A 16,985-nucleotide genomic window follows, 5' to 3' on the forward strand; every position below is an offset into this window, starting at 1 on the left:
ACATTGGAGAATAAGAAATGAAAAGACGTGTCAATGTCATCGGTGTTGGGATGACCAAGTTTGCCAAACCGGGTGCAAGTGCTGAATATTATGAAATGGCAAAAGAAGCAGGGCAAAATGCACTGAAAGATGCAGGCATCAACTATAACGAAATCGAGCAAGTATTTGCAGGTTATGTTTATGGAGACTCGACCTGTGGACAACGTGCTGCTTATGAATTGGGCTTAACAGGCGTACCCATTGTCAATGTCAATAACAACTGCTCAACAGGTTCGAGTGCTTTGTATTTAGCCCGTCAGGCAGTTGAAGGTGGTTTGGCTGAATGTGTCCTCGCATTGGGCTTTGAGAAAATGGAAAAGGGCGCGTTGGGTGCAAAATTCAATGACCGTGAACCGCCAATGGGACAACATGCTCAAGTCATGCTGGATGTACAAGGCTTCAATTCTGCACCGCCTGCTGCGCAAATGTTCGGTGGCGCAGGTCGTGAATATCGTTGGTTGCACGGCACCAAAAAAGAAACTTTTGGGCAAATCGCCGTGAAAGCACGTAAACATGCGAGTCAAAATCCGTATGCTTTATTTGGGCAAGTGTTGTCATTGGAAGAAATCATGGCTTCGGATGATGTATTTGATCCTTTAACCCGTTTCCAATGCTGTCCACCAACGTGTGGTGCAGGCGCAGCGATTCTTTGTTCAGATGAATTTGCCAAAAAACATGGTATTTCCAACCCTGTTTATATCGCAGCGCAGTCGATGACCACAGATTATGCCTCAAGTTTTGAAGAAAAAAGTATGATTAAAATGGTCGGTTATGACATGACCAAGCAAGCTGCGAAACAAGTCTATGAAGCAGCAGGCGTAGGTGTGGAAGATGTCGATATTATTGAATTACATGATTGTTTTACGGCAAATGAATTGCTGACTTACGAAGCTTTGGGTTTATGTCCTGAGGGTGAAGCGGAAAAATTCATTTGGGATGCTGACAATACTTATGGTGGAAAATATGTCACCAATCCATCTGGTGGCTTGCTGTCCAAAGGTCATCCACTTGGTGCAACAGGCTTGGCGCAATGCACCGAACTGGTTTGGCAACTCCGTGGCACAGCAGGTAACCGTCAGGTAGAAAATGCTCGAATTGCTTTACAGCATAATCTTGGCTTAGGTGGTGCCTGCGTCATCACCATGTATCGCCGTGACTGAAATGAGTTGATATGACATGGAATTGAGTTGAAATGATATAGAAGATTGTGCTCAAAAGAGTACAATTTTGTTTAGGACATCACACTTATTCAAATAAATAGATAGGATGAAGCTATGGGCATTTTACAGAAACTTATAAAATCCACCGTATATCATGAGCCATTACCCATTCGTCGTGATGTACGATTTGATTTACCAGCCGATCGTATTGCGGACTGGCATACTTCTGCGGGACCAATTTTTACCGCATTGTTAAATACGTTTTCAATTGTTCTACCTATCGGTGAACGTTTCTTTATTGATGCTGTGCGTGCGCATCGAGATCTAGTGCAAGACCCTGATTTGCAAAAAGCAGTGACTGCTTTTATTGGTCAGGAAGCGATGCATGGTCGTGAGCATGAAGACTATAATAGTGCCTTGTTTGACCGAAATACCATTGCACCAAAATTTGAAGCTTTTGTCTTGGATATTTTTGGTTTAATCAAAAAGCATACACCAGAATATTTTTGGCTGAGTGCGACAATTGCATTAGAACATTTTACTGCACTATTAGCAGATTCTGTGTTGCAAATTCCTGAACTCTTTGATGGTGCTGAAGAAAATTATGCCAATATTTGGCGTTGGCATGCCTTTGAAGAAACTGAACATAAAGCCGTTGCTTTCGATGTATGGAATACTGCTATGGGACATGGACCTTATGCCTACGCAGTCCGTAGTTTAGGTTTAGTACTTGCAACAATTGTATTCTGGGGGCTTGTACTACCTGTCTTTACCAAGATCGTGATGGATGAGAAAAAATTGACTGACCTTTCTAGTTGGCGTAAAGCGTACAAATATACGTTTGGTGAAGTGGGTGCTTTAAGAAAGCAATTGGGTAATTATATTGATTATTTCCGTCCGAATTTTCATCCTTGGGATCATGCTAATCGTGACAAAATGCTTGCAATGCAAGATCTGATTTATAAATTGGCTGATGAATCAGTGAAAAATAAAAAGGTCTAATGCGTTCAACACAAAGATCTTAAAGACATTCTAAGTCTTAAATCAAGTTTACTGAACTTTTGAATCCACAGATGTAAAAATGCATTAAAAAAGCCAGTCAGTTTGCACCGACTGGCTTTTTATCTACTTTATAAAAAAGTAAATTATTTCTCTACACCAGCTTCTTGACCAGCATATTTAGCATTTGCATAGTCCCAGTTCACTAAGCTTTCTAGGAAAGTAGAGATATATTTAGGACGTGCATTACGGAAGTCGATGTAATAAGCGTGTTCCCAAACGTCAATTGTGAGTACAGCAACTTTACCATGAGCAAGTGGAGTATCAGCATTTGAAGTTTTAAGGATAGAAAGGTCGCCATTTACTTTGTCAGCAACTAACCAAGCCCAACCTGAACCAAATTGAGTTGTTGCAGCAGCAGCAAATTCTTCAGCGAATTTTTCGTAAGAACCGAAAGCTTCATCAATTTTAGCAGCTAAAGCGCCAGTCGCTTTACCGCCACCATTTTTAGCCATACAGTTCCAGTAGAAAGTGTGGTTCCAAACTTGAGCCGCATTGTTGAAAACACCTGCTTTAGATGCATCGCCTGCAACAGCAGTGATGATTTCTTCTAAAGATTTACCTTCAAGGTCTGTACCAGCAATGAGGTTGTTTAAGTTAACAACATAAGTGTTGTGGTGTTTATCGTGGTGAAACTCTAAAGTTTCTTTGCTGATGTGCGGAGCGAGGTCATCATAACCGTATGGAAGCGCAGGTAAAGTAATGGTTGTCATGTTTTAAATTCCTTGCATTTTGCTGGGTTTTAACATTAAGTGGCTTTATTGTAATAGATTCTTCAAATAATTGCGCAGCTTGTTAAATAACAATACACAATTTATTTCGATTTAATACGTATAAAGAAAATGTTAAAAAACAGCCATTATTTTTGGCAAAAAAGCTTTCTATTTGAATGTTTTTATGTTCATTCAAATTTAACTTTTGAGCCGCCATTAAATCGGATTATTTAATTCGAAATAACTATACTCAATATTGAAGTGTTCTGAAATAGCTTTGCCTAATCGTTGTACGCCATAACGCTCAGTTGCATGATGTCCACAGGCAAAATAATGTACATTTAATTCTTGTGCTTCATAAAAAGTACGTTCACTCACTTCACCTGAAATATAAGCATCACAATTCATTGCCGCGGCTTTAGAGATAAAATCTTGCGCGCCACCTGTACAAAAGCCTATTTTTTGAATTTGGGTCTTTTCAGCAGGCAAATGAATCGCATCAAAACCCAATTTTTCAGAAACATAATTTTTAAATTGATCTGGTGACATTGCAGTTTTTAGATCACCAATATTACCTATTGGGTTGCGTTCAGTTGGGTCAAGTGCTTCTAAATTTTCTAAATCTAAAATTTCAGCAATTGCTGCGTTATTGCCAAGTGTTGGATGTGAATCTAAAGGAAGATGATAAGCCAATAAAGAAATATCATTTTTAATCAATGTTTTAATTCGTTTTCCACGCATACCCGTAATTGGGTAAGGTTCACCTTTCCAAAAATAGCCATGATGAACCAAGAGAAGATCAGCTTTTTGTTCAATTGCTGCATTGATGGCATCTTGTGATGCAGTAACCGCACAAAGAATTTTTTTGACTTCGATATTTCCTTCGATTTGTAAACCATTAGGAGCATAGTCTTTAAATTCATGCGTTTTTAAAGTTTGGTTACACCATTGGATTATTTCATTTAAATTTGCCATATGACTCTGATTAAATTGAGTGAAAATTAAAGTTTTTAACTTAGATGATATGGGAATGTACATTGCTGAGTTTGATTATATGAAATATAAATCATGACTAAACAAACATAAGGTTAAACCTAACTGTAAATTGTAACTAAAGCTGAACAAAACTCTTTGTGTTTTTTAGGTTTATTTATTGAATTAGATTACAATATTGAAAATACTTTCACATCAATGAATTAAAAAATTCTGAAGAGGAGCGAAAAAGTGCGCCGCACCTTTACATGGCTACCTTGGGTGTTACTCATCCTAGTAATTATTAGTTTTGCTGTATGGCAAAAATTACAACAACCAAAAGCACCAATTGCATCAGATGGTGTAAAAATGCCAGCTGAAAAGGTTGAACCATTAGTTGATACATCTCGTACGGGTGGTGTGGTTTCCTATAATGCTGCGGTAAAAGTCGCAGCGCCAGCAGTGGTTAATATTTTTACAACACAAAAAGTAAAACAAAATCATCCATTGTTAAATGATCCTGCATTCCGTGAGTTTTTTGGTAATCAAATTCCTGAACAGTCTCAAGGGCAAAATGAAAATAGTTTAGGTTCAGGCGTGATTGTTCGTCCTGATGGTTATATTTTGACGAATAATCATGTGATTGCACAAGCAGATCAAATTGTGGTTGCATTGCAAGATGGTCGTCGGGCTGAGGCTAAAGTCATTGGAACTGATCCTGATACAGATTTGGCTGTTATTAAAATTGAATTAGAGAGTTTGCCTGTATTACCGTTTAAACTCAGTGGTAATGAAGTTGGTGATGTTGTTCTTGCGATTGGTAATCCTTTTGGGGTGGGGCAAACCGTCACACAAGGTATTATTTCTGCAACAGGTCGTTCTGACTTAGGAATTAACACTTATGAAGACTTTATTCAAACAGATGCAGCTATTAACCCTGGAAACTCTGGTGGGGCATTGATTGATGTTGCAGGTAATTTGATTGGGGTAAATACTGCGATTTTCTCACAATCAGGTGGTTCTTTAGGCATTGGTTTTGCGATTCCTGCAAAAATTTGTCAACAAGTTTTAAATTCTATTTTAAAAGATGGTCGAGTAATTCGTGGTTGGTTAGGAATTAGTTTAGTTCCACCAGCGCAAGTCGATGTTCTTGCTCCACGTCAAACAGGTGTAGTGGTTGCAGACGTACTGAAACAAGGACCTGCTGCCGATGCTGGCTTAAAAATTGGCGATCGCATTGTTAAAGTCAATGATGAAGTGATTACTTCAACATCACATTTAATTAATTACGTTGCTTTACAAGCACCAAATTCACATATCAAAGTTGAAGTTGTACGTGGACAAGAAACACTTGATTTAAATGTGAAAGTGGGTGAACGTCAGATTGAGCAAACTGATTCACAATATATTCCTTTGCCTAAACGCTAACATGACATAGTCTAAAAAGCCCTGATTTTTCAGGGCTTTTTGTTGGCTTTTAAATTACTGTCTCACGATTTGTTTGGTCTTCTAAAGCATTTATGTTAAAAAATTAACCATAAAATGCGATGAATGAACTGAAAATGAAAACAATTGGTTTACTTGGTGGAATGAGTTGGGAATCTTCAGATATTTATTATCAACAACTCAATCGTAAAATTCAGCAGTCATATGGTGGTTTACATTCTGCAAAAGTGATTTTAAGTAGTGTTGATTTTCATGAAATTGAACAATTACAAAGAGAAAATCGTTGGGAGGAAGCAGGGCAATATCTTGCACAACTCGCAATGCAGTTGGAACTCGCTGGCGCAGAGGTGATTGCGCTATGTACCAATACGATGCATAAAGTTGCTGAACAAATCGAAAGTGCAGTTCAAGTCCCTTTTTTACATATTGTTGATGCAACCACTCAGGTCATCAAAAAACAAAATATTCAATGTGTGGGTTTATTGGGCACTGCATTCACTATGCAGCAAGATTTTTATAAGGCTAGATTCATTGCACAAGGCATTGAGGTTTTAACGCCAACACTTGCCGATCAAATGATTGTTCATGATGTCATTTATCAGGAATTATGTCGTGGCAAAATAAATGCATCATCTAAACATGAATATTTAAGGATCATTCAAACGATGTTACAGCAAGGTGCTGAAGGTATTATTTTGGGGTGTACAGAAATTGGTTTACTGATTCAACAACAAGATTTGCAAGTTCCTATTTTTGATACTACACATATTCATGTTGATGCTTTGGTTGAGTTTTCTTTATCGAATTAATTTTTATAAATGATTGTTTTAAAAATAAAAAACCAGTGGCGAGCACTGGTTTTTTGATTGGAAAATTAAAATTATGCTTGTTGAATACCACCAACGAGCCAGTCTTGTGTAGAACCTGCTGGTTTAACAAAATGCCAAATTTCAGTAAAAGGCACAGGTTGACTATTTAAGTCTTCACTCACTGTACCTGTAAAACGAACACTGACAATGTATTGTCCATTTTCAGTCGCAGAATCTGTCACCATTGCATTTAAATTAGAGAATTCAGCAACGTCTTGATCTTGATTTGCCATGATATCGCTATACATAGACTGATAAAGATCAGGTGTTAAATAACGTTGAATCTCACTAATATTACTTGCTGTATTCATAGACTGAATATGGTTGAAGCGTTGACGTGCGATACGTAAAAATGCCGCAGGTTCAGTACCATCTGGAAGTTGATTGCCACTTTGTGTTGATGCAGAACCAAACGGTGCTTGAGTTGCTGCACCACCTGCCACCGACTGACCAAAAATATTGGTATTGTCTTGGTGATTTGGTGCAGTTGATTTACCAAAAGGAGCGTTTGTTGAACCTGCATTATTTGGTGCGTATGGATTAGTTGCTGCTAATTTTTTTTTTGCACCAAATTTACGGAACAAGAAGAAAGCACCACCCGCAATGAGAATGAGCCAAATCCAACTTGGGATTCCACCTTTTTCCTCTTCTTGCTGAGCAGCAGCTTGTTGTTTTGCTAACTCGGCATCATTGGTTTGTGCTTGAGGATTTGTATTGTTGTCATCCGCCATTGCATTTGCGGCAATTGCACCGACTGCTGCACCTGCAACACCAGCAGCAACCATTTTACCTACACCAGAACCTGACTTCTGTTGAGTATTTTGAGCAGGCATCGGTTGTTGTACAGGCGTAGCTTGTCGCGGTTGTGAATAAGACTGACTTGGCGTAGCGGAACGGCTCATGCCATGACTTTTACCACCACCTGCTCGTTTAGCTTCTGCTAAAGGTGCAACCACCAATGCTGCCATTAATACACCAGCCATTAAACTACGCTGTCGAACTTCCATTGCGTTTTCCTATTCAATATAACGAGAAATATAACTTCTATATATGACGCCTTTTAGGAGAAATATCAAGAATGATCGACAGTTTTTTGCACAGTTATTCACATAAAAACAACGATTTCTTTAACTATGTTCATCACTTAATTGAATCGCTTCAGTTAAAGCTTCATGTAAACGAGCAACAGCAATAATCTGTACACCAGCAATAGGTTTTTGTGGTGCATTGGCACGTGGCACAATAATAAATTTAAAGCCATGTTTGATGGCTTCTTTTAAGCGTTCTTGACCATTCGGTACAGGACGGATTTCACCTGATAAGCCAACTTCTCCAAATACGGCTAATTGTTGGGGAAGTGCTTTGGAACGTAAACTAGAAGCGCATGCCAGTAATACAGCCAAGTCAGAGCCTGTTTCAGTGATTTTTAAGCCACCGACGACATTGACATAAACATCTTGTCCTGAAGTTTGTACACCACCATGTCTGTGCATCACAGCAAGTAACATATTTAAACGGTTTTGCTCTAAGCCTAAGGCGACACGACGGGGTTGACCGTGAGCATCATCTACTAGGGCTTGCACTTCAACCAAAAGTGGGCGTGTACCTTCACGACTGATCATGACTACAGAACCAGGAATGGCTTCATCATAACGACTAAGAAAAATTGCTGATGGATTGGCAACTTCTTTTAGCCCTTTGTCTGTCATACCAAACACACCGAGTTCATTCACCGCACCAAAACGGTTTTTCACGGCACGAATCATACGATAACGTGAGTCAGACTGACCTTCAAAATACAGGACACAGTCAACCATATGTTCAAGTACACGAGGACCTGCAAGAGAACCTTCTTTAGTGACATGACCCACAATAAATAAAGCAGTTCCACTATTTTTAGCAAAACGAGTGAGGAGTGCGGCAGATTCACGGATTTGTGAAACACCACCAGGTGCAGATTGTAGCGTTTCAGTATATAAAGTTTGGATTGAGTCTAAAATTGCAACGGATGGACGCAGTTGCGCCAAGGTTTCACAAATACGCTCTACACAGGTTTCTGCCATGACTTGTAATTTATCTGTAGGCAAATCTAAACGGTTTGCGCGCAGGGCAACCTGAGAGAGTGATTCTTCACCTGTGACATATAAAGCAGAGTTATTTACAGCCGCCATGTGGGTTGCTGTTTGTAATAAAATGGTGGACTTACCAATACCAGGATCACCACCAATTAATACCACTGAACCTGTGACCAGACCACCACCAAGAACACGATCAAATTCACTAATTCCCGTTGCTAAGCGTGTTTCATTAGATACTGTGATTTTATTGAGTAAAGTAACATTTGCCGCTTGTCCTGTATAACCACCGCCCATTGGTTTGGCACGATGTGTTACAGCAGGTTCAATACGTACTTCAGTTAAAGAATTCCATTCACCACAGTCTGAACATTGACCTGCCCATTTAGAATGGTCTGTACCACATTGTTCACAACGATAAACAGTTTTAACTTTAGCCATAAATAAGTTCAGTACACATGAAAATTATTTTGACTATACAATAGATTTTGTTGATTCCACAGTCAGCCAATCAAAAAGAACGACTATTTAAGTCGCTCTTATGTGGAAATAGGGGATTAAATTTTGAAGTATTTAATACAACTCACCCGATTTACGTTTAGCAATAAAATCTTTGGTTTCTTTGGCAATCACACCAGAAAGTAACAGTAATGCGATTAAGTTCGGTACAGCCATTAAACCGTTAAATGTATCTGCAAATAGCCAAACCAGATCGAGTGTAGCCACAGTTCCCACGAAAACACTGGCAATATAAATAATGCGATAAATCAGAACAAATTTTTCACCAAGTAAATAGGTCGCACATTTTTCACCATAATAGCACCAACCTAAAATAGTCGAATAAGCAAAGAAAATAATCCCAAATGTCACGATCCAACCACCAACACCCGGTAGAAGACGGTCAAAAATCTGTGTGGTGAGTACAGCACCTGTTTCAGCACCAAAACTGTTGCCTGCCATGATATAACCCATGACCAACACGATGCCTGTAATACTACATACAATGATGGTATCAATAAATGTACCTGTCATTGAAACTAGACCTTGACGTACAGGATGATCAGTTTTTGCCGCAGCAGCAGCAATAGGCGCAGAACCCATACCTGCTTCATTGGAAAAGACACCACGGGCAACACCATAACGAATCACAGCACCAATTGCACCACCAGCAACGGCTTCACCTGTAAATGCATCACGAAAAATCAGGCTTAAAGCAGGCATAACCAAATCAAGATTGGATAAAATAATTACTAAACCACCCAGTACATAGCCTATAGCCATGATAGGCACAATAAAAGATGCTGCTTTAGCAATGGATTTAATTCCTCCTAAAATCACAAGAGCAGAAAAAGCAGTGATGGCAATACCCGTGATCCATGTTTGGATACCTAAGCTATTTTCTACAGCTAAAGCGACAGTATTCGATTGCACTGAACTACCAATACCAAATGAAGCTAAAGTACCAAATAGTGCAAAAATTAAAGCCAACCATTTCCATTTTAAGCCACGTTCAATGTAGTACATTGGACCGCCTGATTTTTCGCCTTTTTCATTGCTGATTCGATATTTAACAGCTAAAACACCTTCTCCATATTTTGTTGCCATACCGACTAAAGCAGTGATCCACATCCAAAAAACCGCGCCTGGTCCACCAAGTACGCATGCAGTTGCAACCCCTGCAATATTACCTGTACCGATAGTGGCAGATAATGCGGTCATTAAGGCGGCGAATTGAGAAATGTCGCCATCTGCACTTTTCGCTTTGTCATGTTTGCCAAAAACTTGTTTGAATGCCAAAGGCAATAAACGAAATTGTAAAAACAGTAGCCGAAATGTCAGGAAAATACCTGTACCCACAATAAGAATGAGCATGTATGGACCCCATACCCAGCCGCTAAGTGTTTCCATCAGGGATTGTAAATTTTGCATAATACTTCTTCTTTGTTATTTCCATTCTGAATTTAGCTTAGCTCTAAAAAGCAAAAGCTATGCCATCCGTGTTTTGTTACTTATTATCTTTGAATTCATATCACTGAAATAATATGAACTTTATAAAACAAGCGCATAAGGACATATTGTTTTTTCCAATGATTTCTTTTTTGACATAGATTTATTTAAGTTACAAGTCATTTCAGATTTTAAATTTTGTAGAAATGCAGTCAGTTTTAATGGTTGATTTTTATAGTAATTCGTAAAGTGAAATAAAATCAGTAAATTATTGATTGGTAAAAAATGGAAAACACTTTAAAAACCAGATGTGCAATAAGTAATCAAGTCGAATATTTTTTTTTATTTTTTTGCAAAATTAAGCTAATTTGTGCGAGTTAACACGAAAGATGAATTAAAAATGTCAAACGGAAATTACACTTCCTCCAATGAAAATGGGGAGCTCGCACGGAGTTTATCCAACCGTCATTTGCAGTTGATTGCAATTGGTGGTGCGATTGGTACGGGGCTATTTATGGGCTCTGGTTCGACCATTAGTAAAGCGGGTCCTTCGATTTTATTTATTTATATGATCATTGGTTTGATGGTGTTTTTTGTCATGCGCGCGCTTGGCGAATTATTACTTTCTAACTTGAAATATAAGTCGTTTATTGATTTTGCCACTGATTTAATTGGTCCTTGGGCAGGTTATTTTGTTGGATGGACGTATTGGTTGTGCTGGATCACAATCGGAATCGCAGACTTATCAGCCATTATTTATTATTTACAATTTTTTAATGGTGGTGAAGCATTTTCACCTATTGAAGGGGCAATGATCAGTATTGCTGCAATTTTCTTCATTATGGGGCTGAATCTGGTGACAGTAAAACTTTTTGGTGAGTTAGAGTTTTGGTTTGCCTTAATCAAAATTATCGCCATTCTAGTTTTGATTGCTGTAGGTCTGTGGATGATTTTTACTGATTTTACATCTACAACAGGGCATGTCGCTTCATTTACACACTTATGGGATCATGGTGGAATGTTCCCTAAAGGTTTTGATGGTTTTCTTGCGGGTTTCCAAATTGCAATTTTTGCTTTTGTTGGTGTTGAATTAGTCGGGACTACAGCCGCAGAAACCAAAGATCCAGAGAAAAATTTACCAAAAGCAGTGAACTCAATTCCAGTCCGTATCATTATTTTTTATGTATTGGCGTTGGTTATTGTGATGTCAGTAACGCCATGGGATTTGATTGATCCGCAAGTCAGCCCGTTTGTTAATTTATTTAGTCAAGCTGGTATTGCCGCAGCCGCAATTATTATGAATTTAGTGGTGTTATCATCTGTGATGTCATCAATGAACAGCGGTGTCTTTTCTACAAGTCGAATGTTGTTTGGTTTATCTCGTGAAGAACAAGGTCCGAAAGCTTTTGGCAAGTTGAATGGTCGTGCTGTTCCTGCGAATGCTTTGTATTTCTCTGGTGTATGTTTATTGTTAGGTGCTGGATTACAGTATGTTGTACCTGATACTGTGAAAGCATTTACCTTAGCAACAACCTTATCTACAATTTTATTTATCTTGGTTTGGATTATTATTTTGTGGAGTTATTTGGTTTATTATAAAACTCGCCCAGAATTACATCAAAAATCTATTTTCAAATTACCCGGTGGTCCTCTAACGTGTTATGTGGTGATTTTATTCTTTATTGGAATGATTTATGTCCTATCAAAAGATGAAGTTACTGCACAAGCTCTACGTGTTAGTCCAATATGGTTGGTGATTTTAGCCATCGGTTATTTCTTTTTTTATAAGAAAAAATAGTGCTTATTCTTCGTAATGAAATTTTAAAATACCCTATGTTTTCATAGGGTATTTTTTATGCGATGAAGAATGTCGTTATACTATTTATGATTTATTTTTTGTTCTAGAAGGTAACAAATCTCTATATTAAAATATTGATTCAAAATAAAAAGGGGGAAAATAAACATGAGTCATGATCAAGAATATTTACAAAGACATTTGCAAGACATACAACGTGTGCATGGACTGGCACATAATCATGAAATTAGAGCAGGATATCAAACATGGTTAAGCTTAATTCAGGAAAAATATCAGCAGCAGCCTTCAGCATTGTTGGCATTGTGTGTTGACTATATCGAAAGTTTAGAAGCAGTTTTGCCGATTTCTGAATATAAAATTCATTATGTACCAAGAGCACAAGCGATTGCGAATTTTTATCGAGATCATCCTGAGCAAAGGCAACAACTCATTGCATTATTGAATGAATTATATGATTTGGGTAAACCCTATTTTGTAAGGCAGCATACCTATCATGAATATTTGGTAAAAGGTCTGTTAAATCTCAAAGAGATTTTAGAAAAAACACAAGAATTATGGGATTTACAACAGCTTTATCATCAGGGGGATTTTCATTTTCCAGCAGGCTTACTTGATTTATTGGATGCATATATTGACCTTTTAGGTCCTTATCAGGCTTTGAATTATGATGAGCGTGAGCCTTTAATCAAAGACTTACAATTGCAGATCGTGAAAACATATCCTGAAGAAATTTTAAATTTATTTTTATTTGCGATTGAAAAAGAAGCGTATTTTCACTATTGGGTCAGTAAGCAGTTATTTTTTGTGTTAATGGAGCAAAAAGACAAACGTTTAAATCAAGCTGAAATTTTAGAAAAATTAGTGCAAAATTTTGATTTAATTATTCAAAAAATGATTTATGCCAAACCTTTTATTTTACATTTAGCATTTTCAATTGAAAAAGTTGCCAAAGCGCAACAATTGAATCGTGTCATTGTAGATGCGATGGTACAGATTCAGTTTACCAAACATAGTACCCAATCTATAGCTATGCGCCGTTTGGAACAAATTCAACACAAAGTCAGTGAGTTGGCAGTAGCATTTACGCAGCAAAATACACTCAGTTCTGCGCAAAATGCAGATATCGAATATCAATTACCGTTATCTGCGGTGACGCCAAGCAGGGCATTTTATAGTGAGATGCCTTTGGTTTGGGTGGATATTTTACAACAAGAATTTTCAGCTTTTGATACACACAAAAAAGCAGATTGGCAGATATTTTGGCAGCATGTAGACAATGTAGGTGCGAAAAAACCCAGTCAAAAATGGTTAAAAAAAGCCGAAGAAATTTTACAGTCATCCATTCAGGATGCTTATGTACAGCGTGTGTCAGGATGGATGACATTGATTGAGCAAAATTCACCGCGAAATATGCGTATATTTGACAGTAAAAATGAAAATACCTTGAAAGGCGTGTTGTGGTTTTTATTGTTATTGCCTACACAACCAGAAGTGATTGCATTATTAAGTCGTGTTGTACAGATTGGTTATCGTAAAATTGCGGGGATCGGTGCAAATAGCACCAATTTAGCAAATACAGCCATCTATATATTATTACAGCATGGTGAAAGTGGCAGACAAGCCTTACATGATTTATACGGGCATTTATCTTATGACATTGCTAAAAATGCGATTCAAAAAGCATTAGACAGTGTTGGAGAGCATACAGAATAATTTAGCAAATTTATCAATTTCACTTATGTTAAAAGCCGATGAGTAAATCATAGGCTTTGACTTTTATCATCTGAATGATCACGCTATACTTTGGTCAAACATTGTATTGGATATACAGATGCGCGCTATTTCAAACAAAATCGCTTTGTTGTCAATAAGTCTCTTATTAACAGCGTGTGGTCAATCAGGCGCTTTACAACTTCCAAATGACCCAAATTACGATCAACGTGCAAAATATTTGCTTTATCCAAATGCAGCGCCTAAGGCATCTCATTCAGATCGTAAGGTGACAGATTCAGTCGATGTTGCTGCTGCATCAGAAGTCACCACTAACTAAAGCTTTTATAGTTTTTTATTGAAAGGATACATTCATGAGTTTTTCCCGCATTAATGGGGTATTGCATGCAGAGCAATGTTCTTTAGATCAGCTTGCACAGCAATTTGGCACACCGCTTTATGTCTACTCTAAAGCAACGTTTGAAAAACATTATTTAGATATGGATAAAGCTTTTGAATTTATCGATCATCAAATTTGTTTTGCGGTGAAGTCAAACTCAAATCTTGCGGTATTGAATGTACTGGCAAAACTAGGTTCAGGTTTTGATATTGTGACAGGTGGCGAGCTTGCACGTGTGTTAGCCGCAGGTGGCGATGCTTCAAAAATCGTATTTTCTGGTTTAGGTAAACAAGAAGCAGACATTCAAAAAGCCTTAGAAGTGGGCATTGCTTGTTTTAATGTTGAATCTTATGCTGAACTTGATCGTATTCAAAAAGTTGCAGCACAACTTGGCAAAAAAGCGCCGATTTCTTTACGTGTAAACCCAGATGTAGATGCGAAAACACATCCGTATATTTCAACAGGGTTAAAAGAAAATAAATTTGGTATTCCTTCAGATGTCGTTTTTGAAACCTATCAATATGCAGCGTCTTTACCAAATCTTGATGTTGTGGGCATCGACTGTCATATTGGTTCACAGTTGACAGAAACGCAGCCTTTTGTCGATGCACTTGATCGTGTGATTGCCATGATTGAACAGTTAAAAGAACTTGGCATCAATCTAAAACACATCGACATTGGTGGTGGTTTAGGTGTGACCTATAAAGATGAAACACCGCCTACAGTGACTGAATATGCCAATGCAATGCGTCCTGCTTTAGAAAAACTTGGCTTAAAAGTGTATATGGAGCCAGGTCGTAGTATCTCTGCCAATGCAGGTGTATTGCTGACCAAAGTTGATTTGTTGAAACCGACCAATCATCGTAATTTTGCAATTATTGATGCAGCAATGAATGACTTAATTCGTCCGTCTTTATATCAAGCATGGATGGACATTCAAGCGGTTACACCTCATACCGATGTTGAAACAAAAACATGGGATCTTGTCGGTGCAATTTGTGAAACGGGTGATTTCTTAGGAAAAGAGCGCGATTTAGCATTACAAGAAAATGATATTTTGGCAGTTATGGGTGCAGGGGCTTATGGCTTTGTGATGAGCTCAAACTACAACAGTCGTGGACGTGCTGCTGAAATCATGGTGGATGGCGATCAAGCACATGTGATTCGTCAGCGTGAAACCATTGAATCACTTTGGGAAAATGAACAGTTATTGCCTTAAGGAGTAAATGAAGATGTTATTAGAATTTACTAAAATGCATGGCTTGGGCAATGACTTTATGGTGGTTGACCTGATCAGCCAACGTGCTTTTTTTGATACCGCTACAATTCGTCGTTTGGCTGACCGTCATTTTGGTGTGGGCTTTGACCAACTATTGATCGTTGAACCACCTGATTTTCCAAATGTCGATTTTAAATATCGTATTTTCAATGCAGATGGTTCTGAAGTCGAACAGTGTGGTAATGGTGTACGTTGTTTTGCGCGTTTTGTACATGAGCGTCAGTTAACCAATAAAACCAAATTTAAGGTGCAAACCTGTGCAGGAATTGTAGAGCCTGAGATTGGTGCAAATGGTTGGGTACGTGTCAATATGGGCTATCCGAAGTTTTTACCTGTGGAAATCCCATTTGTTGCGGAAGAAGCAGATGCTTTATATGACATCGATTTAGCCAATGAACAAAAGTTGACGATTGATGTTGTCAACATGGGAAATCCGCACGCAGTCACCGTGGTTTCTGATGTTTTAACGGCTGATGTTGAAAATATTGGTCGTCAAGTTGAGTCACATGCGCGTTTTCCTCAGCGTGTAAATGCAGGCTTTATGCAAATCATTGATGAAAAACATGCGCGTTTGCGTGTCTTTGAACGTGGTGTAGGTGAAACTATGGCATGTGGCACAGGTGCTTGTGCTGCAGCAGTGTCGGGCATACGTCGCGGTTTATTGTCTAATCAAGTGGAAATTGAGCTTGCAGGCGGTACATTACACATTGAATGGAAAGAAGGCGATGTGGTTTGGATGACAGGTCCAACTGCAAATGTTTATGAAGGTCGTTTAGATTTACGTTATTTCCAAGGTTAAGTTTTATCTATTTTTCTTTAGGTTAAAGATCATTTAACCCTACAAAACTGTGTTATTGCCTAGATTTTTTATGAGAATCGGGCAATAACAACACAGCTTGTCACCATCTTGATATACTTTATAAAAATTGACATTATTTTGTGATTATTCTAAATGATGCTTTTCTTTATTTAACATTTCAAGGAAATGACATTGATTGCTTCCTGTCCCAAACAGATTTCTGATATTCCTGAACATTTAAAAAAATGGCTTTATGCTGAAGGTTCGCTTACACAACAACTGACTGAATTTGCAGGTGGTGTATTTAAGGTTGTGCCTACTCAGGAACATTTTCAACGTTTAACATTTATTGATAGTCAATGGATGCAGATGCCGTATCAACATACAGCATGGGTACGTGAAAGCCTTTTATATGGTTGTGATGCAGATGCTTGGGTGAAAGCAAAAAGTATTTTCCCGATTTTAAGCTTACAAAAACGTGCTCGTTTATTTCAGCATATTGGGCGACAACCTATAGGTCGATTTTTATTTCAACGTACACAACCAGCGTGTGAACGTCGAGTGTTATTTTTGGAAGATGGCTGGACACGTCAAAGTTGTTATATTTGGCATGGCTGTAAATTTATTGTGCAAGAAACTTTTTTACCTACTTTTGAGCAGTTTATTGAAAGTAAGTCATTGAAATAAGGTGTTATATTTTC

Annotated in this window: 15 protein-coding genes; 10 read left to right on the forward strand and 5 right to left on the reverse strand. The window is 38.1% G+C overall.

Going from position 1 to position 16,985, the window contains the following annotated elements:
* The first annotated feature begins 17 nt into the window (after positions 1-17).
* Both C9E89_RS03570 and C9E89_RS03575 read left to right on the forward strand, forming a co-directional pair.
* A complete protein-coding gene (locus tag C9E89_RS03570) occupies positions 18-1,199 on the forward strand; it encodes a lipid-transfer protein (protein WP_107007054.1) in 1,182 nt (393 codons plus the stop codon).
* A 114-nt stretch (positions 1,200-1,313) separates the two neighbouring features.
* The gene (locus C9E89_RS03575; protein ID WP_107007055.1) at positions 1,314-2,201 is read left to right on the forward strand and encodes a metal-dependent hydrolase; all 888 of its coding nucleotides are present in this window, start codon (positions 1,314-1,316) and stop codon (positions 2,199-2,201) included.
* A gap of 143 nt (positions 2,202-2,344) precedes the next feature.
* Here the strand turns inward: C9E89_RS03575 and C9E89_RS03580 are convergent, their stop codons facing one another.
* Together C9E89_RS03580 and C9E89_RS03585 are read right to left on the reverse strand one after the other, a co-directional pair.
* Positions 2,345-2,971, reverse strand: a complete 627-nt coding sequence (locus tag C9E89_RS03580; RefSeq protein WP_107007056.1) for a superoxide dismutase — start codon at positions 2,969-2,971, stop codon at positions 2,345-2,347.
* A 216-nt stretch (positions 2,972-3,187) separates the two neighbouring features.
* Entirely contained in the window at positions 3,188-3,946 is a 759-nt protein-coding gene (locus tag C9E89_RS03585) for a Nif3-like dinuclear metal center hexameric protein (RefSeq protein WP_107007057.1), read from the reverse strand.
* 249 nt (positions 3,947-4,195) lie between these two features.
* On the opposite strand from C9E89_RS03585, the gene C9E89_RS03590 reads away from it, so the two are divergent.
* Both C9E89_RS03590 and C9E89_RS03595 read left to right on the forward strand, forming a co-directional pair.
* Positions 4,196-5,371, forward strand: a complete 1,176-nt coding sequence (locus C9E89_RS03590) for a S1C family serine protease (protein WP_107007058.1) — start codon at positions 4,196-4,198, stop codon at positions 5,369-5,371.
* A gap of 134 nt (positions 5,372-5,505) precedes the next feature.
* Positions 5,506-6,198 (forward strand): aspartate/glutamate racemase family protein, encoded by a 693-nt coding sequence (locus tag C9E89_RS03595; RefSeq protein ID WP_107007059.1) that lies wholly within the window; start codon positions 5,506-5,508, stop codon positions 6,196-6,198.
* A 71-nt stretch (positions 6,199-6,269) separates the two neighbouring features.
* Here C9E89_RS03595 and C9E89_RS03600 read toward each other — a convergent pair whose 3' ends face one another.
* The 3 genes from C9E89_RS03600 to C9E89_RS03610 form a co-directional block, all read right to left on the reverse strand.
* On the reverse strand, positions 6,270-7,265 hold the full coding sequence (locus C9E89_RS03600) for a Tim44 domain-containing protein (protein ID WP_107007060.1): 996 nt from the start codon (positions 7,263-7,265) through the stop codon (positions 6,270-6,272).
* Positions 7,266-7,385: 120 nt separating this feature from the next.
* Complete coding sequence (radA, locus tag C9E89_RS03605) at positions 7,386-8,774, reverse strand: DNA repair protein RadA (protein ID WP_107007061.1); 1,389 nt, start codon at positions 8,772-8,774, stop codon at positions 7,386-7,388.
* Positions 8,775-8,906: 132 nt separating this feature from the next.
* Positions 8,907-10,262, reverse strand: coding sequence for an alanine/glycine:cation symporter family protein (locus C9E89_RS03610; protein ID WP_107007062.1), 1,356 nt, complete (start codon positions 10,260-10,262; stop codon positions 8,907-8,909).
* A gap of 418 nt (positions 10,263-10,680) precedes the next feature.
* Here C9E89_RS03610 and C9E89_RS03615 point away from each other — a divergent pair, with 418 nt between their 5' ends.
* The 6 genes from C9E89_RS03615 (at position 10,681) to C9E89_RS03640 (ending at position 16,971) form a co-directional block, all read left to right on the forward strand.
* Positions 10,681-12,078: an amino acid permease gene (locus C9E89_RS03615; protein WP_107007063.1), complete on the forward strand. Its 1,398-nt coding sequence runs from the start codon at positions 10,681-10,683 to the stop codon at positions 12,076-12,078.
* A 165-nt stretch (positions 12,079-12,243) separates the two neighbouring features.
* Positions 12,244-13,809, forward strand: a complete 1,566-nt coding sequence (locus C9E89_RS03620; RefSeq protein ID WP_107007064.1) for a hypothetical protein — start codon at positions 12,244-12,246, stop codon at positions 13,807-13,809.
* Between the two features lie 118 nt (positions 13,810-13,927).
* On the forward strand, positions 13,928-14,146 hold the full coding sequence (lptM, locus tag C9E89_RS03625; protein ID WP_107007065.1) for an LPS translocon maturation chaperone LptM: 219 nt from the start codon (positions 13,928-13,930) through the stop codon (positions 14,144-14,146).
* A 34-nt stretch (positions 14,147-14,180) separates the two neighbouring features.
* A complete protein-coding gene (gene lysA / locus C9E89_RS03630) occupies positions 14,181-15,425 on the forward strand; it encodes a diaminopimelate decarboxylase (RefSeq protein ID WP_107007066.1) in 1,245 nt (414 codons plus the stop codon).
* Positions 15,426-15,438: 13 nt separating this feature from the next.
* Positions 15,439-16,284, forward strand: coding sequence for a diaminopimelate epimerase (gene dapF, locus C9E89_RS03635; RefSeq protein WP_107007067.1), 846 nt, complete (start codon positions 15,439-15,441; stop codon positions 16,282-16,284).
* A gap of 186 nt (positions 16,285-16,470) precedes the next feature.
* Positions 16,471-16,971, forward strand: a complete 501-nt coding sequence (locus tag C9E89_RS03640; RefSeq protein WP_107007068.1) for a chorismate--pyruvate lyase family protein — start codon at positions 16,471-16,473, stop codon at positions 16,969-16,971.
* Positions 16,972-16,985: the final 14 nt, after the last annotated feature.

It is taken from the genome of Acinetobacter sichuanensis (assembly GCF_003024515.2).
In the GTDB taxonomy this organism is placed as follows: Bacteria; Pseudomonadota; Gammaproteobacteria; order Pseudomonadales; family Moraxellaceae; genus Acinetobacter; species Acinetobacter sichuanensis.

Coding starts and splice junctions, on each gene's coding strand:
- C9E89_RS03570 (WP_107007054.1), top strand. CDS start 18: ATGAAAAGACGTGTCAATGTCATCGGTGTTGGGATGACCAAGTTTGCC.
- C9E89_RS03575 (WP_107007055.1), top strand. CDS start 1,314: ATGGGCATTTTACAGAAACTTATAAAATCCACCGTATATCATGAGCCA.
- C9E89_RS03580 (WP_107007056.1), bottom strand. CDS start 2,971: ATGACAACCATTACTTTACCTGCGCTTCCATACGGTTATGATGACCTC.
- C9E89_RS03585 (WP_107007057.1), bottom strand. CDS start 3,946: ATGGCAAATTTAAATGAAATAATCCAATGGTGTAACCAAACTTTAAAA.
- C9E89_RS03595 (WP_107007059.1), top strand. CDS start 5,506: ATGAAAACAATTGGTTTACTTGGTGGAATGAGTTGGGAATCTTCAGAT.
- C9E89_RS03600 (WP_107007060.1), bottom strand. CDS start 7,265: ATGGAAGTTCGACAGCGTAGTTTAATGGCTGGTGTATTAATGGCAGCA.
- radA (WP_107007061.1), bottom strand. CDS start 8,774: ATGGCTAAAGTTAAAACTGTTTATCGTTGTGAACAATGTGGTACAGAC.
- C9E89_RS03610 (WP_107007062.1), bottom strand. CDS start 10,262: ATGCAAAATTTACAATCCCTGATGGAAACACTTAGCGGCTGGGTATGG.
- C9E89_RS03615 (WP_107007063.1), top strand. CDS start 10,681: ATGTCAAACGGAAATTACACTTCCTCCAATGAAAATGGGGAGCTCGCA.
- C9E89_RS03620 (WP_107007064.1), top strand. CDS start 12,244: ATGAGTCATGATCAAGAATATTTACAAAGACATTTGCAAGACATACAA.
- lptM (WP_107007065.1), top strand. CDS start 13,928: ATGCGCGCTATTTCAAACAAAATCGCTTTGTTGTCAATAAGTCTCTTA.
- lysA (WP_107007066.1), top strand. CDS start 14,181: ATGAGTTTTTCCCGCATTAATGGGGTATTGCATGCAGAGCAATGTTCT.
- dapF (WP_107007067.1), top strand. CDS start 15,439: ATGTTATTAGAATTTACTAAAATGCATGGCTTGGGCAATGACTTTATG.
- C9E89_RS03640 (WP_107007068.1), top strand. CDS start 16,471: ATGACATTGATTGCTTCCTGTCCCAAACAGATTTCTGATATTCCTGAA.